The following is a 23666-nucleotide window of genomic DNA, read 5'->3' as shown; positions in this document are numbered from 1 at the left end:
GGGCTTTCGATCATCTGAAATAAGATAGAAATCGAATCCAGTCGAAGCCCAATAGCTACGCATCTGCTGGACAGGCCCGACCGGCAGAACTACCGTAGCGGCAAAATGATCCAACAGGAGGATTCACTCGGATGTCCAAGACACTCACGATCGCGGCAAGTACGGTTCTGTTTCTCTCGACGGCAGCATATGCGCAGGACCAATGCGCCGCTGGCAAGACACTGACAGACGGCAAATTCACCATCGCAACAGGCAACCCTGCCTATTACCCTTGGGTACTTGATGACGCGCCCGAAAGTGGCGAGGGGTTCGAGGCAGCCGTTGCTTATGCCGTGGCTGAAGAAATGGGGTTCGCAGCTGATGATGTGGTCTGGGTCCGCTCGTCCTTCGACGAGGCGATCCAACCTGGCGCCAAGGAATTCGACGTCAACATGCAGCAATATTCGATCACGCCCGAACGGGATCAGGTGGTTGATTTCTCTGCCCCTTACTACACCGCCCCGATGGCGGTTCTAGTCAGCCCCAATTCAACCGAAACTGCCCCAACGCTCGAAGCGTTGAAAGGTCTGCAATGGGGGGCTGTTGGGTCCACCACGGCGGTTCCGAAACTGGCCAGCATCATCCAGCCCGACAGCGATCCGCTGCTTTATGGCGACAATGCGGATGTGAACGCCGCGATGACGGCCAACCAGATCGATGCGGCGCTGTTCGACCTGCCCACCGCCCTGTTCCTCAGCGCGGTTATGATCGAAGGCTCGAAAGTCATCGGTCAGTTCCCGGCGGATGAAAATGACAACCCCGATCATTTCGGCATGCTGATGGAAGAAGGCAACCCGCTAAAAGCCTGCGTGGACGAGGCGCTGGCAGCACTCGCAGCAAACGGCAAATTGGCCGAGATCGAAGCCGTATGGCTGCAGGACACCACCGGTGTCCCTCTGATCAAGTAACATGGCAGATCACAAGGCGGCGGGGATGACCCGCCGCGAACGGTACGAGGCGCACCAACGGCGCAGGTCGTTGGTGATCGCCACGATAAGTACGGTCACAGTTGTGGCCGCGATTTACTTTCTGGTGCCGTTGGCGCCGGGCTGGTCGAAGGTTCAGCAGAGCTTTTTCAACGGCGAGACATTGGTCAAAACCTTCCCGAAACTGCTTGAGGCGTTTCGGATCAACGTGATGATCTTTTTGTGGTCCGCACCGGCCATCGCGGTGCTTGGGCTGCTGATCGCATTGGCGCGGGATGCCAAATCCCCCGCCCTGTTTCCTCTGCGCATCTTTGGCGCGGCGTTCACCGACATTTTCCGCGGCGTGCCAGTGATCCTGACGGTCTATCTGATCGGCTTCGGTATTCCGGGGCTAGGCCTGCCGCGTCCATGGAATTCGCCTTACATCTGGGGCTCGCTGGCGCTGATCCTGACCTATTCGGCCTATGTGGCCGAAATCTTCCGTTCCGGCATCGACAGCGTTCATCACAGCCAGCGCGCCGCAGCTTTGTCGCTAGGCCTGACAGAGCGGCAAGTGATGCGCGACGTGGTGTTACCGCAGGCCATCCGCAACGTGGTGCCATCACAGATGAACATGCTGATTGCTCTGCAAAAGGACGTCTCGCTGCTCAGCTTCATCGGTCCGGTCGAAATCTTCCGTCAGGCCGGGGTGTTCAAATCACTGCTGGCGAATTTCACCCCTTATGTGGGGGCCGCGATTATCTTCCTGATCGTCACCATTCCGGCCACCCGCTACGCCGATCACCTGATGGCCCGCCAAATGCGAGAGAGGCGCTGATGCCAAAACTGGAACTTCAGGGCGTAGTGAAACGCTTTGGCGACCGCACGGTCTGTGACGGGATCAACCTGACCGTTGATGAGGGCCAAATGGTCTGCCTGATCGGCGCATCCGGGTCGGGCAAGTCCACCCTGTTGCGCTGCATCAACCTGCTGGAACCCATCGAAGACGGCGCGATCTTTCTGGATGGCGAGGATATCTCGATCCCCGGTCTGAACCCGCAATCGGTGCGCGCCCGGATCGGGATTGTGTTCCAAAGCTTCAACCTGTTTCCGCATATGACCGCGCTGGAAAATGTCATGCTTGCCCCGCGCCGGGTGCGCGGGCTGACGCGCGCCGAATTGCAGCCCGAGGTCGAGGCGCTCTTCGCCCGGTTCGGACTGGCCGACCGGATGCATAATTATCCCGACCAGTTGTCGGGCGGTCAGCAGCAGCGCGTCGCCATCGTGCGCGCCTTGGCCATGCAGCCCGAGGTCATGCTGTTTGATGAGATCACATCGGCCCTCGACCCGCAACTGGTGGGCGAGGTGCTGGATGTTCTGCTGATGCTGAAGAAACAGGGCATGACGATGGTGATGGCCACGCATGAAATGGGCTTTGCCCGCGAGGCCGCCGATAAGATCTGTTTCCTCGACAGCGGTCGGATCATCGAAGAAGGCCCGCCCGAAGCGGTGTTCGACCACCCCTCGCACCAGACCACGCAGGCCTTTTTGGCGCGGGCGTTGAAGTAAGCGCCCGGGCTCTGAATCCCTGACGATCTGGCCCTCAAGGACTCGACTCTTTGAGGGTCAAGAACATATAAGAACAAATGTAGAACATTTGGGGGTTTATATGTTCGGCGGGATGCAGCGCCGCATCGTTTCACTCTGGTTTCCCCGGCTGGCAAGCGACCGGGCTTTGCGGCTGCGCCCGGTGGATGGCCCGTTTGTTCTGACGCTGAAACAGAATAATGCAAACCGGGTGTATTGCCTGAATGTGCAGGCACAGCGGCAAGGCCTGCACAGCGGCATGCCCTATTCCGATGCCCGCGCCTTTTGCCCCGATCTGCAAAGCCATCCTGCCGACCCGCAGGGGGATCAGCGGTTTCTGCACGCCCTGCGCCGCTGGGCCACGCGCTATTGCCCCTGGGTCGGGCTCGAGGGTGAGGATGGGTTGGTTCTGGACATCACAGGATCGGCGCATCTTGCGGGCGGGGAAGAGATGATGCTGACCGACATGCGCAGGCGTCTGGCCCGCGCCGGGCTGGCGGTTCAGATCGGTCTGGCCCCAACACGCGGCGCGGCCTGGGCCCTGGCGCATTACGGCGAAGGGGTCGCGACCCAGGATACGCTGAAAGCGATCCGCACCTTGCCGGTGGCAGCGCTGCGGCTGGATGAGGATACCTCGGTCGCGCTGCAACGGCTGGGACTGCGTCGGATTGGTGAGCTGGCGCAAACCCCGCGCGCGCCATTGACGCGCCGGTTTGGCCCCGAGGTGCTGATGCGTCTGGATCAGGCACTGGGGGACCAACCCGAACAGATCACACCGCTGGCCAATCCGCCCCATTACGGCGTGCGCATGACTCTGCCCGAGCCCATTGGGCTGCTGTCCGACATGATGGCCGGGGCGGAACGGCTGCTGGAACGGCTCTGCGACAAGCTGAAAGCACAGGAAATGGGCGCGCGCAAGCTGTGCATGACCTTGCGCCGGGTGGATCAGGATCACCAGCAGGTCGAGCTGCGCCTAGCCCGCCCTCTGCGTGACCCGTACCGCATCCTCCCCCTGTTCGAACGTGGATTGGCCGAGGTGGATGCAGGCTTTGGCGTCGATCAGCTGCGGCTCGAGGCCACGCTGGTGGAACCCCTGCCTGTGCGCCAGATCAGCCGCGCCGCAAGCCGGGACAAAGATCAGTTGGACGACCTGATCACCCGCATCGGCACCCGCATCGGGCTGGAACAAATCCACCGCCTGCTGCCCGCGCAAAGCCATATCCCCGAACGCAGCTTTATCATCTCGCCCGCCGCCTATTCCGACCCTGCAGGCGGGTGGGTCGCCCTGCGTCCGCGCCCCCTGCAGCTGTTTCCGCCGGAACCCATCGCCGGATCGGGCCCGCACCCGCCGCGCCGCTTTCGCTGGCGGCGGATGTCGCTGACCACGGGCCGCTCAACCGGCCCCGAACGCATCTGCCCCGAATGGTGGCTCGAGGATGAGAACTGGCGCACGGGCCTGCGCGATTACTGGCAGGTCGAAACCTGGCAGGGGCGGCGATTGTGGCTGTATTATACGCCGCAAAATCCGGGATGGTTCGTGCATGGGGAATTCGCATGAGCAAACCGAACCCGCCCAGCTCACACGCGCAGGACCCCGGCTATGCCGAGCTGGGCGTGACCACCAATTTCACCTTCCTGACCGGAGCCTCACACCCAGAAGAGCTGGTGACCCGCGCGGCAGAGCTGGGCCTGAAGGCCATCGCGATCACCGACCGGAACTCTCTGGCCGGGGTGGTCCGGGGCTGGAGCGCATTGAAAGAGCTGCGGCGCGAGGCGGAAGGCGCGGTTCAGATCCGCTCGCAACACCGCCTCGATTCCTCGTCCCGGCAAGAGATCGGGCATGTGCAGCCGATCGATAAACCGGATGTGCCCGCCTTGCCTAAGCTGATCGTTGGCTGCCGTCTGGTTCTGCGCGACAGCGCGGTACACTGGCTGGCCCTGCCCCGCGACCGCGCCGCCTATCAGCGGCTGACCCGGTTGCTGACGCTGGGCAAGCGACGGGCCGAGAAAGGGGAATGCCATCTGGACCTGAAAGACATGCTGGCGGCCTGTCAGGGGATGATCCTGATCGCGCTGCCTCAGGCAGGGTTGAAACAGGCCATCCCCGACATTCAGACCGTCCGGCGGCAATTCCCCAATGCGGTCTTTCTGGGGGCGGTGCCGCGTTATGACGGCAGTGATCGGGCCTATCTGGCGGCCTGTGCGCAGGCGGCGCTGCGGGCCTCGGCCCCCATGGTGGCGGTAGGCGATGTGCTGATGCACCGTGGCAGCCGCCGCCAACTGGCCGATGTGCTGACCTGCATGCGCGAACACATCACGATTGACCAGATCGGCACCCGCGCCCTGCCCAATGCCGAACGGCGGCTGAAAGGCTATGCGGATATGGCCCGGCTGTTTCAGGACCACCCCGGCGCGCTGCGCCGCACGCTGGAAATCGCCGACCGCTGCAGCTTTGACTTAACTGAGTTGTCTTATGAATACCCCGACGAGATCGCCAGTACCGAAACCCCGCTGGCGCGATTGGAACGTTTGGCCCGCCAGGGGCTGAAACGACGCTATCCCGATGGGCCGTCTGAGAGGGCCATCAGCCTGATGAAAAAGGAACTGGCCCTAGTCGCCGATCTGGATTTCCCGGCCTATTTCCTGACCGTGCATGACATTGTGCAATTCGCCCGCTCGCAGGGCATTCTGTGTCAGGGGCGCGGCTCGGCCGCCAATTCGATCCTGTGTTATCTGCTGGGCATCACCGATGTCAGTCCCGACATGATCGCCATGGTGTTCGAGCGTTTTGTCTCGAAATACCGGGGCGAGCCGCCGGATATCGACGTGGATTTCGAACACGAGCGGCGCGAAGAGGTAATCCAGTGGATTTACGAGAAATATGGCCGCCACCGCGCGGGCCTCTGTGCCACGGTCATCCATTTCCGATCCCGCGCGGCAATCCGCGAGGTGGGCAAGGTGATGGGCCTGTCTCAGGACGTCACCGCAGGCCTGTCCGGCCAGATCTGGGGGATGAGCAATGGCGGCGTTGATGCCGAGAGGCTGCAGGAACTGGGCCTCGACCTCAAGGACCGACGCCTGATGCAGACGGTTCGCCTGATTGGCGAGATCATCGGCTTTCCGCGCCACCTGTCGCAACATGTGGGCGGGTTCGTCATCACCAAAGGGCGGCTGGATGAGCTGTGCCCGATTGAAAACGCCGCGATGGAAGATCGCACCGTGATCGAGTGGGACAAGGACGACATCGATGCGCTTGGCATTCTGAAGGTGGATATATTGGGGCTGGGGATGCTCAGCTGCATCCGCAAGGCGTTTGACCTGATGCAGCAACACAACAGCGAAACCCTCAGCATCGCCACCGTCCCGCAAGAGGATACGGCGACTTATGACATGCTGTGCGCCGCTGATGCGGTGGGCGTGTTTCAGGTCGAAAGCCGGGCACAGATGAATTTCCTGCCCCGGATGAGGCCGCGCGAGTTCTATGATCTGGTGATCGAGGTTGCCATCGTCCGCCCCGGCCCTATTCAGGGCGACATGGTGCAGCCCTATATCCGGCGGCGTAATGGGCTGGAAAAATCCGAACCCTTCGGCCCCGCTTTGGAAGAGGTGACGCGGCGCACGCTGGGCGTACCGCTGTTTCAGGAACAGGCCCTGCAAATCGCCGTGGTAGGCGCAGGTTTTTCGGCGGAAGAGGCTGACCACCTGCGCCGCTCCTTGGCTTCGTTCCGGCGCATGGGGACGATTGGCACATATCGTGACAAGTTCATCGCGGGGATGCTGAACAATGGCTATACGCCCGAGGTCGCCGACCGCTGCTTTGGCCAGATCGAAGGCTTTGCCGATTACGGCTTTCCCGAAAGCCACGCGGCGGCTTTTGCCATGCTGGCCTATGTCTCGGCCTGGATGAAATGCCACCACCCGGCGATCTTTGCCTGTGCGTTGCTGAACTCGCAGCCCATGGGGTTTTATGCCCCCGCCCAGATCGTGCGCGACGCGCGCGAGCATGGGGTCGAGATCCGCCCGGTCTGCGTCAATGCCTCGGAATGGGACAATCTGCTGGAACGCCGTGCTGACGGGGCGCTGGCCCTGCGGCTGGGTTTTCGCCAGATCAAGGGGTTCAAGCAGGAAGACGCGGATTGGATCGTGGCCGCGCGCGGTAATGGCTATCCGGACCCCGAAACGTTGTGGCTGCGGGCCGGGCTGCGCCCCGATGTTCTGACGCGTCTGGCCGAGGCGGATGCGTTTTCCGGCATGGACCTGACCCGGCGCGACGCCCTGTGGCATGTCAAAGCCATCCGCAGCCGAACCGCTCTGCCGCTGTTCAATGACCCCATCGATGGCGAAAGCATCAACGAGCCACAGGTGAACCTGCCGGTCATGCATCTGGGCGAGGAAGTGGTCGAAGACTATGTCTCGACTCGCCTGACCCTACGTTCACACCCGATGGAGCTGTTGCGCCCGTCCATCCCCGGCCTTGTGCCCCATGCCACGCTGCAGGACATCCCGCTGGGCCGCTACAGCGTGTGCGGGCTGGTGATCACACGCCAACGGCCGGGAACCGCCTCGGGCGTGATCTTTCTGACGCTTGAGGATGAAACCGGCGTCAGCAATGTGGTTGTCTGGCCCAAGGTCTATGAACGGTTTCGCCGCATCGTGATGGGAGGGCGCCTGTTGCAGGTCCGCGGGTATCTGCAGCGCGAGGGGATCGTCGTGCATCTGATCGCGCAAGAGATCACCGATATGTCGCACAAACTGTCCGAGCTTGGGCATCCTCTAGACGAGGCCATCGGCATCACCCAACCGCAAGCTGATGACACCCCGCGCCCCCGGCAGAACGGCCCAAGCGCCCGCCATCCGCGTGAACAGGCCAAACGGCTGTTTCCAAGCCGGGATTTTCACTAGAACCCGCACCGCCATAAGGCCAGTTTCAAAGAAACATCCGGCTAACGTGATCCGACCGCCTCTTTCCCTTGCCCTTGCCCGTAATATGTTGCACCACACACGGGTTCAAACCCGGTGAACGGGCCAAAGGATAAGGACAAGGCGCATGGCTGACGGATCGATCGACATCAACGCAAAACCCACCGAGGACATTTCGGTTCGCGAGGTGTTTGGCATTGACAGCGATATGGCAGTCAAAGGCTTTGCCGAGCGCAGCGACCGCGTGCCGGTCATCGACCCGACCTACAAGTTCGACCCCGAAACCACATTGGCGATTCTTGCCGGCTTTACCCATAACCGCCGGGTGATGATTCAGGGCTATCACGGCACCGGTAAGTCGACCCATATCGAACAGGTCGCCGCGCGTCTGAACTGGCCCGCCGTTCGTGTAAACCTCGACAGCCATATCAGCCGGATCGACCTGATCGGTAAGGATGCGATCAAGCTGCGCGACGGCAAGCAGGTCACCGAGTTCCACGAAGGCATCCTGCCCTGGGCCCTGCGCAACCCGGTTGCCATCGTGTTCGACGAATACGATGCAGGCCGTGCGGATGTGATGTTCGTGATCCAGCGCGTGCTGGAGCATGACGGCAAGCTGACTCTGCTGGACCAGAACGAAATCATCACGCCGAACCCGAATTTCCGCCTGTTTGCGACCGCAAACACCGTGGGCTTGGGCGACACCACCGGCCTCTATCACGGTACACAGCAGATCAACCAGGCGCAGATGGACCGCTGGTCGCTGGTCTCGACGCTGAACTACCTCAGCCACGACGCGGAAACGATGATCGTGCTGTCGAAAGCGCCGCGTTACAACACTGCCGAAGGCCGCAAGACCGTCAGCCAGATGGTCACCGTCGCCGACCTGACCCGGACTGCCTTCATGAACGGCGATCTGTCCACCGTCATGAGCCCGCGGACCGTGATCAACTGGGCCCAAAACGCCGAGATTTTCCGCAACATCGGCTATGCCTTCCGCCTGTCTTTCCTGAACAAATGCGACGAACTGGAACGCCAGACCGTAGCTGAGTTCTATCAGCGTTGTTTTGATGAGGAACTGCCAGAAAGCGCGGCGAGCGCCAGCCTGGGGTGACAGGGGGGCCGCCATGCATATCGGATTGATTGGCGGGATCGGTGTTGCTGCAACGGTGGTTTATTATCAGCGCCTGAGTGCGGCGATGGCGGCGCGTGGAAAGCCGATGGAACTGACCATCGTGCATGCGGATGTGCGGGAATTGATCCGCAACAATCTGGCGGACGAACGGGATTCACAGGCGCAGGTCTACGCAGGGCTCATTGATCGCCTGAAGGCAGCAGGTGCGGATTGTGCCGCAATCACGTCGCTGGGTGGGCATTTCTGCTATGATGAGGCCGTGCCATTGTCTTCGTTGCCCCTTGTTTCGGCTGTAAAGCCTCTGGATGCGTATTTCGCCTCACAGGGGTTTGGCACTGTTGGGTTGCTGGGAACGCGTGTTGTGATGCAGACCAAACTTTATGGTCAGCTTGGGCAGACCCGGGCGGTTGCGTTGGAAGATGAGATCGAAGTGTTGGGACAAACCTATCAGGACATGGCGGTCGCCGGGGTTTGCTCCGATCAGGATCGCGCGCTGTTTCTGGACGCAGGTCGCCGTATGGTGGATGATTTGAATGCTGATGCCATCGTTTTGGCCGGGACAGATCTGAACCTTGCCTTTGATGGGCAAGAGCCTGGCTATAAGGTTATTGATGCGCTGGATGTGCATGTGGATATGCTGGCGCGTCTGGCAAGTGATGAAATGACGCTTGAAGAAGCAGGGGCGGACAGATGAGTAAACCAAACGACAACCCTGCTGATCCTTTTAAAAAGGCGCTGGCCGAAGCCACTAAGGTCATGGCCGATGACCCCGAACTGTCGGTAAGTTACACGGTCGACCCCTCGGGCCTGTCCGGCGAGTCCATGCGGCTGCCACAAGTCTCACGCCGGATGACGCGGGAAGAGGTTCTGCTGGCGCGCGGCACGGCGGATGCTCTGGCGTTGCAGCGTAAGTACCACGACGATGCGACCCATGCGCGATATGCCCCTCCGGGTGATATGGCACGGGATCTTTATGAGGCGATGGAGACCGCTCGGTGTGAGGCGATGGGTGCGCGGGACATGCCCGGCACCGCGTCGAATATCGACGTCAAGATCGGGCATGAGGCGATCCGGCGTGGCTATGATCAGTGCAAACAGCCTGCGGATGCGCCATTGGCTGTGGCGGCGGGCTATCTGATCCGGCATCTGGCCACCGGGCGCGATATGCCGCCTGCGGCTGAGAATGTCATGAACCTGTGGCGCGGATTTATCGAGGAACAGGCCGGCGGCGTGCTTGAAAACCTTGATGAGGTGCTTTCGGATCAGGCCGAATTTGCCAAGTTTGCCCGCCAGATGATCAAGGATCTGGGCTATGGCGACCAGCTGGGCGAGGACCCTGATGAGCTGGACGATGAGCAGGAAGATCAGGCCGAAGAAGATGCCGAAGAACAGCCCGATCCCGATAGCACCGGCCAGGATGATCAGGACGAACAGGACGCCGACGCGACGCCTGAGCAAACTCAGGAAGAGCAGCAAGACCAGTCTCAGGCCCAGGTCTCGATGGACGAGATGGCCGAAGACGAGATGGGCGATGAGGCTGAAATGCCCGAGGGCGAGGCTCCTCTGGAGCCGCCTGCCCCGCCACCTGCGTCCGAGGCGGATCCGGACTACAAGATCTATCTGAACACCCACGACGAAGAGATAGCAGCCGAAGATCTTGCCGAACCGGCCGAGCTGGAACGCCTGCGCGCCTATCTGGACCAGCAATTGGAGCCATTGAAGGGCGCGGTCAGCCGTCTCGCCAACAAACTGCAACGCCGCCTGCAAGCGCAGCAGAATCGCAGCTGGGAGTTCGACCGCGAGGAAGGCATTCTGGACGCAGGCCGTCTGGCGCGCGTGGTGGCGAACCCGACCACACCGTTGAGTTTCAAGGTCGAGAAAGACACCGAGTTTCGCGATACCGTAGTGACGCTGCTTTTGGACAACTCGGGCTCGATGCGCGGACGTCCGATTTCGATCGCCGCGATCTGCGCGGATGTTCTGGCCCGAACGCTGGAACGCTGCAACGTCAAGGTCGAGATTCTGGGCTTTACCACCCGCGCGTGGAAAGGCGGTCAGGCGCGTGAGGCGTGGCTGAACGATGGCCGCCCGCAGCAACCGGGGCGTCTGAACGACCTGCGCCATATCATCTACAAGGGCGCCGATGCCCCATGGCGGCGTGCGCGGCCCAATCTGGGGCTGATGATGAAAGAAGGCCTGCTGAAGGAAAACATCGACGGTGAAGCTCTGGAATGGGCGCATCGCCGGATGTTGGCCCGGCGCGAGGCCCGCAAGATCCTGATGGTGATTTCCGATGGCGCGCCAGTCGATGATTCCACGCTTAGCGTGAACCCGGCGAACTATCTTGAAAAGCACCTGCGCGACGTGATCGCCATGGTCGAAAAACGCAAGATGGTCGAATTGCTGGCCATCGGCATCGGTCATGACGTGACGCGGTATTATGACCGCGCCGTGACCATCACCGATGTGGAACAACTGGCCGGAGCCATGACCGAGCAATTGGCAGCGCTCTTCGACAGCGATCCCCGCGCACGGGCGCGGGTCATGGGGATGAAGCGGGCCAGCTAAGCCCGCCCGCCCTGCGCCGTCAAACGAAGCACCAGAATGACCAGCCAATTGGGCATGGTTATCGCCCTGCCCGAGGGTTCAGCGCGCGGGCGGGATAGGCTTGGCCGATGACGGGCAGCCGGGTGGTGCAATAACGCGGTGTCAAAGGGAAGCATCATCTTGATCTCCTGTCTGTTGCTTCCAATGTGGTCACTATGCCGCGCGCCCGCTTGAAGGCGATCCTGAGAAACCCCCGAGAATTCCTTGGGATAATCATTGAAACTTGAGGCCTGCGCCGAAACAGAGTGTATTCAGCCCATGCGATATGAGTTTGCAGACTGTGTTCTTGATGTGGACCGCCACGTATTGCTGCGGGGCGGCGAGACCGTGCGGGTCGAACCGCAGGTCTTTGATCTGCTGGAATTGCTGGCTGAAAGCCCCGGTAAACTGGTTGTCCGAGAAGAGATCATCGATCGGGTCTGGAACGGCCGGTTTGTCTCGGATTCAACGATCAGTGCACGCATTGCAGCGGCCCGTCGGGCTGTTGGTGATGATGGCAAGTCACGACGGATCATTCGAACAATCGTCCGACGCGGATTGCAGATGACAGCCGAGGTCAAAAGCGACGCTGGTTCAAACTCGGACGAGAACAGCCAGACCCAGAAACTGCGTTATGCCCAAGGCAGCGATGACCGGCCAATCCCCTATTCGCTATCGGGCAGTGGTCACCCCGTTCTTCGCATCGGCTCGGTCATTCATGATCTGGAAGCCGAATGGCGCTTATCTTCTGAACGCACCCGGTTGATGGATATGGCCAAGCAATTCCGCCTGCTGCGCTACAACAAGGATCACGGAGTAAGCTCCAACTCGGACCATCAAGCCGTCTTTGACCTCAGGATCCAGGAAATTCTGGCCGTGACCAATGCCGCCGGGTTCGAGCGTTTCTCGATCATCGGCGAGTTTGGGGGAACCTTCCCAGCCCTGCATTTCGCAGCGCGGCATTCGGATCGAGTTGATAAGCTGGTGATCGCTGGCGGCTGGGCCGAAGGGCGCGACCACCGGGCCAATACGAAACAACCCGATTCCATCCGAACACTCATTGCAGAAGGCTGGCAAACACCGGGCGGCGGATACGCAATGGGCTCAACGCTCAGTTACTTTCCCGACGGTCCGCTCGATGATGTTCGGCACATGGTGCAAGAGATGCAGGCGCTTTATTCGCGTGAGCAAAAGCTTTTGTATCGAGACATCGGAAACAGCACATCCGCCCTGCATTTGCTATCCGAGATCACTTGCCCAACCCTGATCCTGCACGGACGCCACACCGAAGTTCACCCTCTGACTGAGGCACGAAAACTGGCTGCAGGCATTCCAAACGCCTCGCTCGTGATCCTTGAAACCGCCAATCAGATTCCGCTGCCCGGAAACCCCGCCTACGAGATCTACATGCAAAGTCTCATCGAATTTCTTGGAGCGCCCTCGGATAGCTGATCCGGCGCTGGACATTCTTTGGCGCAGCCCTCAGGTTTCACCGCATCCAAATCCACCCGAAGAGGCCGCCCATGTTCCAGAGTTTCGAAGTGACCGCACGCCCAGAGCAAGGTCCACCACGACTGGCCGCTTTGCGTGAAGAATTGGCGCGCGAAGGTTTGCAAGGTTTTCTGGTCCCCCGCGCAGACGCCCATCAAGGGGAATATGTGGCCCCTCGGGATGAACGTCTGTCCTGGCTCACCGGATTCACAGGGTCTGCAGGGTTTTGCGCGGCACTCACGGATATTGCGGGGGTCTTCATTGATGGACGCTATCGCACGCAGGTGAAGGCGCAGGTCGCTGAAGACTACACGCCGGTCCCGTGGCCCGATGTCAGCCTAAGCGCGTGGTTGAAAGAACAGCTACCAGATGGCGGAAAGGTCGGGTTTGACCCATGGCTTCACGCGGCAGGCCAGATTTCATCTGCGCAGAAAGAGCTTGAGGGCAGCGGGGTTGAGCTGCTGCGCTGCGATAACCTCGTGGATCGGATTTGGGCCGATCAACCCGCCCCTCCCATGAATCCGGTCAGAGTGCATCCGATTGAATTTGCGGGTGAAAGCGCCGAAGACAAGATCAAACGCCTCGCCGCCGAATTGCAGAATGAGGGGCACGCGGCAGCTGTGATCACCCTCCCGGATTCGATCATGTGGCTGCTGAACATTCGGGGCTCGGACATCGCGTATAATCCGGTGGCGCATGGGTTCGCCATCCTGCACGGCGATGGTCGCGTTGACCTGTTCATGGCCGCCGCCAAGCTGTCCGAGATAAAGGATCATTTGGGCGACAAGGTTACCGAGCACGAGCCCGACACATTCCTGAAGGCAGTCGAGGCGCTAGAAGGCAAGGTGCAGGTTGATCCAAATACGGTTCCGCAAATCGTGGCGGATACGTTGGGGAACCGTTTGGTAGACGGCGGCGATCCCTGCGCCTTGCCCAAAGCCCGCAAGAATCCGGCCGAAATCGCTGGCACCGCCGAGGCACATCTGCGCGATGCTGCAGCAGTGGTGGAACTGCTCTGCTGGCTGGACGCGCAGACCCCGGGCAGCCTGACCGAGACCCAAGTGGTCACCAAGCTGGAAGAAAGCCGCCGCCGCGATAACGCCCTGCAGGATATCTCGTTCGACACCATCGCGGGCACTGGACCAAACGGTGCCATCATGCATTACCGGGTGACTGAAGAAACAGACAGTCGGTTGGAAAACGGTCACCTGCTGGTGCTGGACAGCGGTGGGCAATATCTGGACGGCACCACCGATATCACCCGCACGATTGCGATCGGCGATGTCGGGGATGAGGAAAAAGCATGCTTCACCCGCGTCCTCAAAGGCATGATCGCCATGTCGATGCTGCGCTGGCCTGTTGGTCTGGCCGGGCGTGATATCGAATGCGTCGCACGGCTGCCTCTGTGGCTGGCCGGGCAGGATTTCAACCACGGGGTCGGGCATGGGGTCGGCACCTATCTCAGTGTGCATGAAGGTCCTCAGCGCCTGTCACGGGTCAGCCACGTCCCGCTTGAGCCGGGAATGATCCTGTCGAACGAGCCGGGATATTATCGCGAGGGCGCCTTTGGCATCCGTCTGGAAAACCTCGTCGTCGTGGAGGATGCCCCCGCCCTGCCCAGTGGCGATGACGAACGGGCCATGCTGAACTGGCGGACGCTGACATTTGTACCGATCGACCGGCGTCTGATCCTGGTCGACATGCTGACACGTGAAGAACGCGCCTGGCTGAACACCTATCACAGTGAAGTCGTAGAAAAAGTCAGACCAAGGCTGGGCGACGCCGCTCAACTGTGGTTGGATGCCGCAACTGCGCCGGTCTGACACCGGGATGTTACATAGTTTGGGCAGAGGAGAAGCCCCGAACCGACAAGGGAAGGAACAGGAATGACAGACACCATCACAATTCGCAAAGCGCCGGGTAAATGGAGCGTGCGTTCAGGCGGCGCAATTCTAGGTGAAACCACAGCTGCGCTGGAATTGCTTGAGGGTGATAAAGACCCGGTCATCTATTTTCCGCGCACGGATATCGCTATGGCTTTTCTGGATCGCACCAACAAAGTTACCCAATGCGAAGGCAAGGGGGAGGCCACGCATTTCTCGATCGTGAACAAATCATCAGTCACTAAAAACGCGGCGTGGAGCTATGAGAATCCACTCGATACCATCGCCGAAATTAAGAACCATCTGGCGTTTTATCCCGAAGACTCGGTCAAAGTTGAACGAATTTAGGTTCAAAATTTGCCTCTGCTTTACAATTGATGTGTTCGATGCCCACCAAAGCTGACTGTCCACTCCATCTTGGTGCCAAGATCGGGCGTACTCGAAGATAGCCAGAGCATCGATATTCCTGCTCGCGGAATGTTGGCGGCCGGTTCTACGATCTAGTAGGGAATGCTTCGGTCCGGGTCTGGCCTCGTGGCTCCCGAGGTTTGATGATCCGTAACGAGCAACATAATGCTTGTATTGGTCCGCCGTAATTTGCGGCCCAGAGATCCGACACGCTGCAAAACGGGGAAAATGAATGAAAATCGCAACTGCTGCTTACAACCTGAATTGGCTCGACAGTTGGGCGCAATATGAAGACAAAGTTGAGGCGTGGGTTTCCGAAGCCGTAAGTCATGGTTCCAATCTTCTCGTGTTCCCCGAGTATGGTGCGATGGAGTTGTCGACACTCGATGGTCCCAAGGTGGCAGGTAATCTTGAACGTTCTATCCACGCCGTTTCCGACCGGATGGAAGATGTACAAGACATACATTCCCGCCTGGCGATGACGTACAATGCATACATTCTGGGTGCGTCAGCCCCGGTGATCGACGGATCAGGCCGTCCAGTGAACCGCGCAGTCCTCTACGCTCCTGATGGTCGCCGCGACCATCAGGACAAGCAGATCATGACACGGTTCGAGCGCGAGGTCTGGGACATCGCCCCAGGTGGTCCGTTGAAACTGTTCGATACCGCATTGGGTAAAATCGGCATTCTCATCTGCTATGACGGTGAGTTCCCGCTCTTGGGTCGCGCGCTGAGCGAGGCCGATCTGATCCTCGTTCCATCCTGTACCGAAGCCCTGTCCGGTTATTGGCGCGTGCGGATTGGCGCCATGTCCCGCGCTCTTGAGAATCAATGCGTTACGGTAATGTCATCATTGGTTGGCGGCAATGAATGGTCTGAAGCGGTAGACATGAATACCGGTATGGGCGGCGTGTTTGGCCCGCCCGATATCGGGTTCCCGCCGACGGGTGTGCTTGCCGAAGGCACTCTGAATACAGCCGGCTGGACCTATGCCGAGGTCGACCGGTCCGCAATCGCAAACGTCCGTGCGGACGGTCGTGTGTTGAACCGCACCCATTGGGCCGAGCAAGATGCCCGAGTCGATTCAGTCACAATATCACCTCTTTAGGTGACTTCGCCCTTGAAATAAGGCCGGAATAGGCTCATTTAAGCGCACGAACTGCAGATTCTGCAGGTGCAACGTAATGATGGAGACAACATGGCCAAGGAAGATACGCTCGAATTTCCCGGTGTCGTGAAGGAACTCCTGCCTAATGCGACGTTTCGGGTCGAGCTGGAAAACGGCCATGAGATCATCGCACATACGGCAGGCAAGATGCGCAAGAACCGCATCCGTGTTCTGGCCGGCGACAAAGTTCAGGTCGAAATGACCCCTTATGATCTGACCAAGGGTCGGATCAACTACCGCTTCAAGTAACGCCCGACACATGGCGTTTATCCTCGGATCGGGCAGCCCAAGGCGGCTGGACCTGCTGGCGCAGCTTGGCGTTCAGCCCGATGCGATCCGTGCGCCGGATATCGATGAAACGCCGCTGAAAGGCGAGCTGCCAGCCCCCTATTGCGGCCGCATCACAAGGCAAAAAGTTCAGGCTGTTCAGGCAGATAGTGATGATATCACCCTATGCGCCGACACAACGGTCGCACTGGGCCGCCGTATTCTTGGCAAACCCGAAGATGCAGGACAGGCTGCCGAATTTCTGCACGCACTATCCGGCCGACGCCATCGGGTGATCACCTCGGTCGCGGTGCGGCGCGGCGACAAAATTCTCCAGCGCGACGTGGTTTCTCAGGTCAAGGTGAAGCGGCTGTCAAATACCGAAATCAATGCCTATCTTGCGACGGATGACTGGCAGGGCAAGGCCGGAGCCTATGCAATTCAGGGCCCTGCTGGTGCTTTCATCCCATGGATTTCAGGCTCGTTCACCGGTATCGTCGGCCTGCCTTTGTCCGAAACTGCCGCACTGCTGCAAGGCATCGGCTATCCCCTATATCGCGAGGCATCATGAAGGGCCGTACCATCATTCTGGATCACATTCAGGGACACGAAGCTGCAGCCCTGATGGTAGATGGCATCCTCGACGATTTCCTTATCGCCGCAGATGCCCCGGCACCCGGCACGATCTACCGTGCCCGTGCGGATCGCCCGGTCAAAGGTCAGGGCGGCATGTTTCTGACCACCCCCGATGGCCCGATGTTTCTGAGACAGGTCAAAGGGTTGGTCCCCGGCGCGCTCCTTTTGGTGCAGGTGACTGGGTATGCCGAGCCCGGCAAAGCCATCCCCGTCACAAACCGCATCCTGTTCAAAAGCCGCTATGCAATCGTGACACCCGACGCTCCCGGCTTGAACATCTCGCGCCGTATCCGGGATGAAGATGTACGCGACCAACTGCTTGAAATCGCTCATGAACACATGGGCGACAGCCCGCACGGCCTGATCTTACGCTCATGTTGCCAAGGAGCCGATCCAGGTGAGATCGCTGAGGATATCTCGGCCATGCTTGCGCTGGCCGAGCAGGTGCTAAGTGACTCAGGCACAGAACCCGAATTGCTCAGTGAGGGCGATGGCCCACATATCCTGGCTTGGCGCGATTGGACGGATCCGGCCGAGGTCGTGACCGCATCTGGTGGTTTCGAAGACCATGGCGTGCTGGACGCGCTTGACACCGCACAGGGGATTTCCGAAGCGCTGCCCGGTGGGGGACACCTCTATATCCAACCGACCCGCGCCTTGGTCACTGTGGATGTGAACACCGGTCCCGACACGTCTCTGGCTGCTGGGACCAAGGCTAACTTCGCCTGCGCCAAAACCCTGCCGCGCGCCCTGCGCGTGCGCGGGCTGGGAGGTCAAATCACGCTGGACCTCGCACCGATGCCCAAGAAAGACCGGAGAGGTTTCGAATCTGCCTTACGGTCGGCATTCAAGTCCGATCCTGACGAGACAATCCTGGCCGGTTGGACACCCCTGGGACATTTCGAACTTCAGCGCAAACGTGGTCGTATCCCATTGACGGAGATCCTGAAATGAGCTGCCCCATCTGCGGAGAAAACACGCTGCAAGCCTTTCGCCCATTCTGCTCGAAACGCTGCGCGGATATCGATTTGGCAAAGTGGCTGAACGGCTCCTATGCGGTGCCATCGCAACGTGAAGAAGACGCCGAGACGACTTCGGAACCAACCGAAAGCCCCACGCCACGCCCGCATTGAAAAAATGTCAAAAAGCCTCTGGACACTGCCTGTGGCAAGTCATAGAAGGCCTCCACCCAATGGCAAACGCCATTCCCGTGCCCGGGTAGCTCAGGGGTAGAGCAGTGGATTGAAAATCCTCGTGTCGGTGGTTCGATTCCGCCCCCGGGCACCACTAAATAATAAAAAGTCACTTAAAATCATAGATTTATACATTTCTATTGGAAATCTATCCACCCATCTGTCCACCTATGATGTTTTGCACTTCGCTTGCCGGAGCCAGCGTTCGGTTTAATCAATTTGTTTTGGCGCGGGTCGGTCGCAAAAGCGGACGTTCGAACGAATGCACACCAACGACGGGTGTGCGGACTTTGCCGCCATTCGATTTTGCTGCTTCGCTGACGCAGCATTTTCTCGCGCGTGCAGCCAGTATGTTGTTGCGACGCGGCACATTTCACCGAAGCAGTCGTTCAAGTGTGTCGGTTTGGCCTGTACCAAATCACACTTTCGCTGCTGCCGGGACAGAATGGCGAGATGCGGAGCAAACCTGCCGATCTCTTGCGCCGCCAGAACGGAAGCTGTCTGGCACGTTAAGCACATGCAAAACCGGGCGGCTATTTTCAAAAGAGGAATGGTTGACCGGCTGCCTCGAAGTAGCGGGCGACGCAACGTTGTATGTGGCGTTCGATCAGGGTCGCAGGATCGGTTGGCATTTCACCAAACTCCAACCCCAAGAACGCCTGAGACACAAGCGTTTCCGGCAGAGGGTGCCTTTCGAATGAGCTCAACAGGGATGTCAGCGCCGTAGCGACAGTGTTGTCGGTCCAGTAGTAGCGAATACGATCACTGTAGCTGAAGATTTTCAGCGTCTCCAACGCCTGACTGGTGCCGCTGTAATAGTCCTGCCAGAACTCCGGTTGTGCATTCATCCGTTCAAGCAAGACTTCACGGATGCTCAAACGGCGATCCGGTTCGATCTGGTCTTCGATTGCTGCAAGAGCCCAGACCGCCTCGCGGAACCGGAACGTCATTTCGGGGCCGACTTTCAGGAAAAAGAAGTGGTTTCTGACCAGATCAGACAGGGCTTGGGTCGATTGGTAATCTGTCGAATGCGCCTCGAATGTCAGTCCGTCCTGGGACAGGATGGCATCCGCCAGAGGTTTGGCCTTCTCTGGCTGAAAGGGATAGATCGACGTGTGTCCGAAATCCACGCCGGGTTGCGTCACGACAGAGACGATGCGCGACCAGGCGGCGTCCAATCCTCGGGCGGTCCAGGCATCGCGGTGCGTCTGGATGGTGTTCTCGAAACGCGCAACTGAGGTGACGTCGAGCACGTCAGGCTCCTCGCTTTCGCCGCCGGGAACGGGGACTTCGGTTCCGATAACATAGATCAGTTTGCACGGGTCGGGTGCGTATGCCTCGGCCACCGCGCATAGGTCGGCGGCCCGCTCGGCGATTTGTTCGAAGCTGGGGTTCGGCTCCCCACCGCAAGCCATGCTGGCATCCAGGTGAATTTTTGTGAAACCAGCTTCGACATAGAGTTTGACCAACTCGCGGGCCTTTTCCATGGCTAGATCAAGCGGCTCAGCCCGCCACGGATTGGGACCAAGGTGATCACCGCCGAGAACAAGCTGATCCATGGGCACGCCGGCCTCACGCGCCATTCCCCTGAGCCAGGCTATGAAATCCTGCGGCGTCATGCCGGCATAGCCGCCCTCCTGATTGACCTGATTGCAGGTCGCCTCGATCACCGTGGGCACCCCTGTTCTGGCAGCATATGAAAGAACAGCGCGCAGCACATGTTCATTCGCGGTGCAAAAACAGGGAAGGCCAATAGGCTCGCCGCCCCGGTTTCTGGCGATCAGGTCGTGGACAAGGCTCATGCGCGCCGCTCCGTTGGTGTTGCGCTGTCAAGAAAATCGGCAATCTCGGCAGGAGTGGAATTGCCTTCCATCGGACCGCGGCGGGTGACAGCAATGGCACCGGCGGCATTGGCGTGCTGGCCTGCCTCGAAAAGCGACGCACCTTGCGCCAGAAGGGCGACAAAGGTTCCGCAGAATCCGTCGCCCGCGCCAGTCGGATCGATTTCATCCACGGAATATCCCGGAAAGTCGTGCCGTTCGCCCCGGCCAACGATCGTCGCCCCTTTGGCACCGCGTTTGATTGCAATCACTTCGGCCTTCGCGTCGAGAAGTCGCTGGACGGCGGCGTCTTCGTCCAGATCGGGGTACAGGAATTGAAGATCACTTGTGCTGGGAAGAAGGCAATAGCTGCGGTCCATGACCTCGCGGACCGCATCCATGGCCGAGGGATCGCGCATCAGTTCCGGGCGTGAGTTCGGATCGCATGTGATCCAGCCGCCTGCGTCCAACACGATGCGCACGGCGCTCAGTATCTTGTCGCGCATCGAGGCAACGCCGAGCGAGGAGGCCGAAACATGGAGGACGGTTCCCGCGGGATCGGTAAACGCAGGAACCTCGAAGGTATCGGCCGCGGTTCCAGACAGATGGAAGATGAAATCACGATCTCCACTGTCATAGTAAGAGACGAAGGCGACGCCGGTACTGTGGTCTTGCGAGATACGTATGCCATCGACTCCGACGCCGTCGGCTTCGAGCCGTTGCAGCACGCTGCGCCCGAACCCGTCATCGCCGACGCCACCGATCATTTTGGTTCTGGCCCCCATACGGGCGGCTTGATCCAGAAAGATCGCCGGCGCACCACTGGGATAGGGGCCGGAATAGTCGGCAATCTGCTCCAGAGCACAATTCTTCCGATGCGATACAAACTCGACGAGGATCTCGCCTATGGCCGCAATTGTCCGGTTGTCCGACACGGGTTCTCTCCTGTTTGGAGAAAGTGTGTAGACTTATTCTTTACATGTGTCAAAGTTGATCTGAAGGCACTGCTCGATTATGAGTCTCGATGCAGGCTGGCACAGAAAGGCGTTCGGCAGATGGCTAAGAGTAAGAGAAAGATCGGCACAATGAAAGAGTTGTCGGAAGCCATCGGCATTTCGCGCCCGACATTGTCCCGTTATTTTCAGGATCCCTCGTCTGTCCGCGCCAGCACGTCACAGAAGATCAGGGAGCGGCTGGACGAGGTCGACTATGTCTATAATTTCATTGCCACTCGTCAGAACAGAAAGCGGTCGGGCCTGGTGGGCGTTATCATTCCTTATTACAACGACCTGTTTTTCACGAGCCTTCTGAAGGCAATAGAAAGCGCCGCCCGCTCTGTCGGCTTCACAGTGATCACGCAAAGCTCGGATGGCGAGGCCGAGGGAGAAATCCAGGCGCTTGCGCGGCTACGGTCGATGAATGCTGATGGGGCGATCATCGCGCCATTGGGTTTGGAAAGTTCGACCGAGGTGCTGCGGATTGCGCAAGCAGATTTCCCGATCGTCTTTACCGACTCGCGTCCCGCCGAACGGATTGAAGGCGCCGATTTCGTGGGAACAGATAACACACAAAGCATTGCATCTATTGTGGAATACCTGTCCCGCACAGGGACTCCTCCATTGTTCCTGGGAATGCCAAAACTCAACTCCAACGCGATGGAACGCGAAAACGCCTATTCCGAAACGATGCGCGCACTTGGCTTTGAGCCAAGGCTTTTGAATACGGAAGGCGCGCCCGATTCGTGGGAATTCGAGGCCTATGGCCTTGGCGTGATGGATCAGGCCTTCAGCCGCCAGAAGCATCTGTCGGATACCATCCTTTGCGCCAATGACCGCATTGCGATCGGGGCGATCCGCGCGGCAAACAAGCACGGTCTGTTTGCCAACCACCCAAACGCCCCAGGGGGCCTTCGAATTGCTGGGCACGATGATCATCCTCTCAGCCAATACATGTACCCTGCCATCACAACGGCCGCGCAGGACATCACCGGAATTGGTGAAGATGCCGTGCGCGTGCTGGCAGAGCGCATCCGGGGCGAGCGTACCGACAAGCCGGTTTCGATCTTCAGGGAGGCCACGCTCAAGATTCGCGAGTCGGCCTGAATCTCGCGCCAGCATTGACGGATCGGCATTGTTTTACATGTGTAAAAGAATTCTTGACTCGCTGCCACGCTCGCGCAATTATTTACATGTGTAAAAAAGGGGGGACTTCATGTCTTTGAAGCGCACACTGCTCAACACGGCAGTCGGCTTTGGGTTTGCGGCAGCTTTCGCGTCCACGGCCCTTGCAGAAGAAATCACAATCGCCACCGTCAACAACGCTGACATGATCGTCATGCAGGAGCTTGCCCCACAGTGGGAAGAAGCGACGGGCAATTCGATCAACTGGGTTGTTCTGGAAGAAAACGTTCTGCGCCAGCGCACGACCCAGGACATTGCCACGAACGGTGGGTCTTTCGACATCATGTTCATCGGTGCCTATGAAGCGCCGATCTGGGGCGCGAATGGCTGGCTGACCTCGCTGAACGATTTCGGCGATGACGCGGACTATGATCTGGAAGATATCTTCCAGCTTGTGCGCAACGGCCTTTCGGCAGGCGGCAACCTCTATGCGGTTCCGCTTTATTCCGAGACGTCCTTTACCTTCTATCGGACGGACGTTTTTGCCGACAAGGGCATCGCGGTGCCGGAAGGGCAGCCGACCTATGACGAGTTTATGGAGATGGCCGCCGCCGCACACGATCCCGACAACGGCATCTATGGCACATGCCAGCGCGGCAAGGCCGGTTGGGGCGAGAACATGGCGTTTGTCGGCACTTTGGCCAACGCCTTTGGAGCGCGCTGGTTCGACATGGACTGGAACCCGCAGCTCGATTCGCCCGAATGGAACGCGGCGATCACCTACTACGTCGACCTGATGACCAAGTACGGACCTCCGGGTGCCTCGGCCAACGGCCACAACGAAAACCGCGCGCTGTTCAAGGATGGCAAATGCGCGACCTGGGTCGATGCGACATCCGCCGCCAATGACGTGCGCAACCCGGCGACATCTTCGGTTGCCGACAAGACCGACTTCTTCCAGGCGCCGATGCAGGCGACCGACAAGGGCACAGGTTGGTTCTGGTCCTGGGCGCTGGCCATCCCGGCAAGTTCGACCAAGGCGGACACCGCCAAGGACTTCCTGAAGTGGGCGACCTCGAAGGAATACTTCCAGATGGTTGGCGAGACCAAGGGTTGGGTCGCCGTCCCGAGCGGCACGCGTGCCTCGATCCACGACGATCCGCGTCTTCTGGAAGCCGCACCCTTTGCCGAGACCATCAAGAACGCAATTTTCTCGGTCGACCCGGCAGACCCGACACGCGACCCGGTACCATATACCGGTGTTCAGTTCGTCGCGATCCCCGAATTCCAGGGCATCGGCAACTATGTCGGTCAGCAGGTTGCGGCGGCCCTGGCAGGGCAACAAACGGTCGAGCAGGCTCTGGCCAACAGCCAGCAGTTCGCGGTGCGTGAAATGACCAAAGCCGGTTACATCAAGTAACCATCCTCCCTGAATGGGCCGGGGTCTTGGACCTCGGCCCGTTTCGTCGTCATATCGTATCAGTGCTTTGGCAAGGGCCGAGACGGCT

21 protein-coding genes and 1 tRNA gene are annotated in these 23666 nt (G+C 59.5%); 19 read left to right on the top strand and 3 right to left on the bottom strand.

Annotated elements, in window-relative coordinates:
• Nucleotides 1–131 precede the first annotated feature (131 nt).
• The 8 genes from ACR0MQ_RS13550 (at nt 132) to cobT (ending at nt 11154) form a co-directional block, all read left to right on the top strand.
• Nucleotides 132–947 carry an ABC transporter substrate-binding protein gene (locus ACR0MQ_RS13550; protein WP_170771154.1) on the top strand — a complete coding sequence of 272 codons (816 nt, stop codon included), beginning with the start codon at nt 132–134 and terminating at the stop codon, nt 945–947.
• Nucleotide 948: 1 nt separating this feature from the next.
• On the top strand, nt 949–1782 hold the full coding sequence (locus ACR0MQ_RS13545) for an amino acid ABC transporter permease (RefSeq protein ID WP_170771157.1): 834 nt from the start codon (nt 949–951) through the stop codon (nt 1780–1782).
• Nucleotides 1782–2513, top strand: coding sequence for an amino acid ABC transporter ATP-binding protein (locus ACR0MQ_RS13540; RefSeq protein ID WP_010437537.1), 732 nt, complete (start codon nt 1782–1784; stop codon nt 2511–2513). The genes ACR0MQ_RS13545 and ACR0MQ_RS13540 overlap by 1 nt, the downstream gene beginning before the upstream one ends.
• 100 nt (nt 2514–2613) lie before the next feature.
• A complete protein-coding gene (locus ACR0MQ_RS13535) occupies nt 2614–4089 on the top strand; it encodes a Y-family DNA polymerase (RefSeq protein WP_170771159.1) in 1476 nt (491 codons plus the stop codon).
• The gene (locus ACR0MQ_RS13530) at nt 4086–7433 is read left to right on the top strand and encodes an error-prone DNA polymerase (protein WP_480608760.1); all 3348 of its coding nucleotides are present in this window, start codon (nt 4086–4088) and stop codon (nt 7431–7433) included. Before ACR0MQ_RS13535 ends, ACR0MQ_RS13530 begins: the two co-directional genes overlap by 4 nt.
• Before the next feature lie 145 nt (nt 7434–7578).
• Complete coding sequence (gene cobS / locus ACR0MQ_RS13525; protein ID WP_480608758.1) at nt 7579–8565, top strand: cobaltochelatase subunit CobS; 987 nt, start codon at nt 7579–7581, stop codon at nt 8563–8565.
• A gap of 13 nt (nt 8566–8578) precedes the next feature.
• Entirely contained in the window at nt 8579–9280 is a 702-nt protein-coding gene (locus ACR0MQ_RS13520; RefSeq protein ID WP_170771163.1) for an aspartate/glutamate racemase family protein, read from the top strand.
• The gene (cobT, locus tag ACR0MQ_RS13515) at nt 9277–11154 is read left to right on the top strand and encodes a cobaltochelatase subunit CobT (RefSeq protein ID WP_480608756.1); all 1878 of its coding nucleotides are present in this window, start codon (nt 9277–9279) and stop codon (nt 11152–11154) included. The genes ACR0MQ_RS13520 and cobT overlap by 4 nt, the downstream gene beginning before the upstream one ends.
• Here the strand turns inward: cobT and ACR0MQ_RS13510 are convergent.
• Nucleotides 11151–11312, bottom strand: a complete 162-nt coding sequence (locus ACR0MQ_RS13510) for a hypothetical protein (protein WP_170771166.1) — start codon at nt 11310–11312, stop codon at nt 11151–11153. The genes cobT and ACR0MQ_RS13510 overlap by 4 nt on opposite strands.
• A gap of 97 nt (nt 11313–11409) precedes the next feature.
• On the opposite strand from ACR0MQ_RS13510, the gene ACR0MQ_RS13505 reads away from it, so the two are divergent.
• The 9 genes from ACR0MQ_RS13505 (at nt 11410) to ACR0MQ_RS13465 (ending at nt 18312) form a co-directional block, all read left to right on the top strand.
• Nucleotides 11410–12624 carry an alpha/beta hydrolase gene (locus tag ACR0MQ_RS13505; RefSeq protein ID WP_170776855.1) on the top strand — a complete coding sequence of 405 codons (1215 nt, stop codon included), beginning with the start codon at nt 11410–11412 and terminating at the stop codon, nt 12622–12624.
• A 71-nt stretch (nt 12625–12695) separates the two neighbouring features.
• Nucleotides 12696–14486, top strand: a complete 1791-nt coding sequence (locus tag ACR0MQ_RS13500) for an aminopeptidase P family protein (protein ID WP_170771171.1) — start codon at nt 12696–12698, stop codon at nt 14484–14486.
• A 63-nt stretch (nt 14487–14549) separates the two neighbouring features.
• Nucleotides 14550–14894, top strand: a complete 345-nt coding sequence (locus tag ACR0MQ_RS13495) for a DUF427 domain-containing protein (RefSeq protein ID WP_170475667.1) — start codon at nt 14550–14552, stop codon at nt 14892–14894.
• A gap of 292 nt (nt 14895–15186) precedes the next feature.
• Nucleotides 15187–16062, top strand: a complete 876-nt coding sequence (locus ACR0MQ_RS13490; protein ID WP_480608754.1) for a carbon-nitrogen hydrolase family protein — start codon at nt 15187–15189, stop codon at nt 16060–16062.
• A gap of 90 nt (nt 16063–16152) precedes the next feature.
• Nucleotides 16153–16371, top strand: coding sequence for a translation initiation factor IF-1 (gene infA, locus ACR0MQ_RS13485; protein WP_005978431.1), 219 nt, complete (start codon nt 16153–16155; stop codon nt 16369–16371).
• Between the two features lie 10 nt (nt 16372–16381).
• On the top strand, nt 16382–16960 hold the full coding sequence (locus tag ACR0MQ_RS13480) for a Maf family protein (protein ID WP_480608752.1): 579 nt from the start codon (nt 16382–16384) through the stop codon (nt 16958–16960).
• Nucleotides 16957–17979, top strand: coding sequence for a ribonuclease E/G (locus ACR0MQ_RS13475; protein ID WP_480608750.1), 1023 nt, complete (start codon nt 16957–16959; stop codon nt 17977–17979). Before ACR0MQ_RS13480 ends, ACR0MQ_RS13475 begins: the two co-directional genes overlap by 4 nt.
• Nucleotides 17976–18158, top strand: a complete 183-nt coding sequence (locus ACR0MQ_RS13470; RefSeq protein WP_170475659.1) for a DNA gyrase inhibitor YacG — start codon at nt 17976–17978, stop codon at nt 18156–18158. Before ACR0MQ_RS13475 ends, ACR0MQ_RS13470 begins: the two co-directional genes overlap by 4 nt.
• Nucleotides 18159–18237: 79 nt before the next feature.
• Nucleotides 18238–18312: transfer RNA gene (locus ACR0MQ_RS13465), tRNA-Phe, on the top strand.
• A 445-nt stretch (nt 18313–18757) separates the two neighbouring features.
• Here ACR0MQ_RS13465 and ACR0MQ_RS13460 read toward each other — a convergent pair.
• On the bottom strand, nt 18758–20020 hold the full coding sequence (locus tag ACR0MQ_RS13460; protein WP_480608748.1) for a class II D-tagatose-bisphosphate aldolase non-catalytic subunit: 1263 nt from the start codon (nt 20018–20020) through the stop codon (nt 18758–18760).
• Nucleotides 20017–20973, bottom strand: a complete 957-nt coding sequence (locus ACR0MQ_RS13455) for a carbohydrate kinase family protein (protein WP_480608746.1) — start codon at nt 20971–20973, stop codon at nt 20017–20019. Before ACR0MQ_RS13455 ends, ACR0MQ_RS13460 begins: the two co-directional genes overlap by 4 nt.
• A 120-nt stretch (nt 20974–21093) precedes the next feature.
• Between ACR0MQ_RS13455 and ACR0MQ_RS13450 the strand changes: the two genes are divergently transcribed.
• Together ACR0MQ_RS13450 and ACR0MQ_RS13445 are read left to right on the top strand one after the other, a co-directional pair.
• On the top strand, nt 21094–22140 hold the full coding sequence (locus tag ACR0MQ_RS13450) for a LacI family DNA-binding transcriptional regulator (RefSeq protein ID WP_480608744.1): 1047 nt from the start codon (nt 21094–21096) through the stop codon (nt 22138–22140).
• A gap of 109 nt (nt 22141–22249) precedes the next feature.
• Nucleotides 22250–23578, top strand: coding sequence for an ABC transporter substrate-binding protein (locus ACR0MQ_RS13445; RefSeq protein ID WP_480608742.1), 1329 nt, complete (start codon nt 22250–22252; stop codon nt 23576–23578).
• Nucleotides 23579–23666 lie beyond the last annotated feature (88 nt).

The organism is Ruegeria sp. AN6, assembly GCF_056540425.1.
The sequence above is the reverse complement of the archived record's forward strand: the minus strand, read 5'-3'. Positions and strand labels throughout refer to the sequence as shown.

Bases quoted from the DNA above. Each gene is read 5' to 3' on its own strand.
- ACR0MQ_RS13550 (WP_170771154.1), top strand. From the start codon at position 132: ATGTCCAAGACACTCACGATCGCGGCAAGTACGGTTCTGTTTCTCTCG.
- ACR0MQ_RS13545 (WP_170771157.1), top strand. From the start codon at position 949: ATGGCAGATCACAAGGCGGCGGGGATGACCCGCCGCGAACGGTACGAG.
- ACR0MQ_RS13540 (WP_010437537.1), top strand. From the start codon at position 1,782: ATGCCAAAACTGGAACTTCAGGGCGTAGTGAAACGCTTTGGCGACCGC.
- ACR0MQ_RS13535 (WP_170771159.1), top strand. From the start codon at position 2,614: ATGTTCGGCGGGATGCAGCGCCGCATCGTTTCACTCTGGTTTCCCCGG.
- ACR0MQ_RS13530 (WP_480608760.1), top strand. From the start codon at position 4,086: ATGAGCAAACCGAACCCGCCCAGCTCACACGCGCAGGACCCCGGCTAT.
- cobS (WP_480608758.1), top strand. From the start codon at position 7,579: ATGGCTGACGGATCGATCGACATCAACGCAAAACCCACCGAGGACATT.
- ACR0MQ_RS13520 (WP_170771163.1), top strand. From the start codon at position 8,579: ATGCATATCGGATTGATTGGCGGGATCGGTGTTGCTGCAACGGTGGTT.
- cobT (WP_480608756.1), top strand. From the start codon at position 9,277: ATGAGTAAACCAAACGACAACCCTGCTGATCCTTTTAAAAAGGCGCTG.
- ACR0MQ_RS13510 (WP_170771166.1), bottom strand. From the start codon at position 11,312: ATGATGCTTCCCTTTGACACCGCGTTATTGCACCACCCGGCTGCCCGT.
- ACR0MQ_RS13500 (WP_170771171.1), top strand. From the start codon at position 12,696: ATGTTCCAGAGTTTCGAAGTGACCGCACGCCCAGAGCAAGGTCCACCA.
- ACR0MQ_RS13495 (WP_170475667.1), top strand. From the start codon at position 14,550: ATGACAGACACCATCACAATTCGCAAAGCGCCGGGTAAATGGAGCGTG.
- ACR0MQ_RS13490 (WP_480608754.1), top strand. From the start codon at position 15,187: ATGAAAATCGCAACTGCTGCTTACAACCTGAATTGGCTCGACAGTTGG.
- infA (WP_005978431.1), top strand. From the start codon at position 16,153: ATGGCCAAGGAAGATACGCTCGAATTTCCCGGTGTCGTGAAGGAACTC.
- ACR0MQ_RS13480 (WP_480608752.1), top strand. From the start codon at position 16,382: ATGGCGTTTATCCTCGGATCGGGCAGCCCAAGGCGGCTGGACCTGCTG.
- ACR0MQ_RS13475 (WP_480608750.1), top strand. From the start codon at position 16,957: ATGAAGGGCCGTACCATCATTCTGGATCACATTCAGGGACACGAAGCT.
- ACR0MQ_RS13470 (WP_170475659.1), top strand. From the start codon at position 17,976: ATGAGCTGCCCCATCTGCGGAGAAAACACGCTGCAAGCCTTTCGCCCA.
- ACR0MQ_RS13460 (WP_480608748.1), bottom strand. From the start codon at position 20,020: ATGAGCCTTGTCCACGACCTGATCGCCAGAAACCGGGGCGGCGAGCCT.
- ACR0MQ_RS13450 (WP_480608744.1), top strand. From the start codon at position 21,094: ATGGCTAAGAGTAAGAGAAAGATCGGCACAATGAAAGAGTTGTCGGAA.
- ACR0MQ_RS13445 (WP_480608742.1), top strand. From the start codon at position 22,250: ATGTCTTTGAAGCGCACACTGCTCAACACGGCAGTCGGCTTTGGGTTT.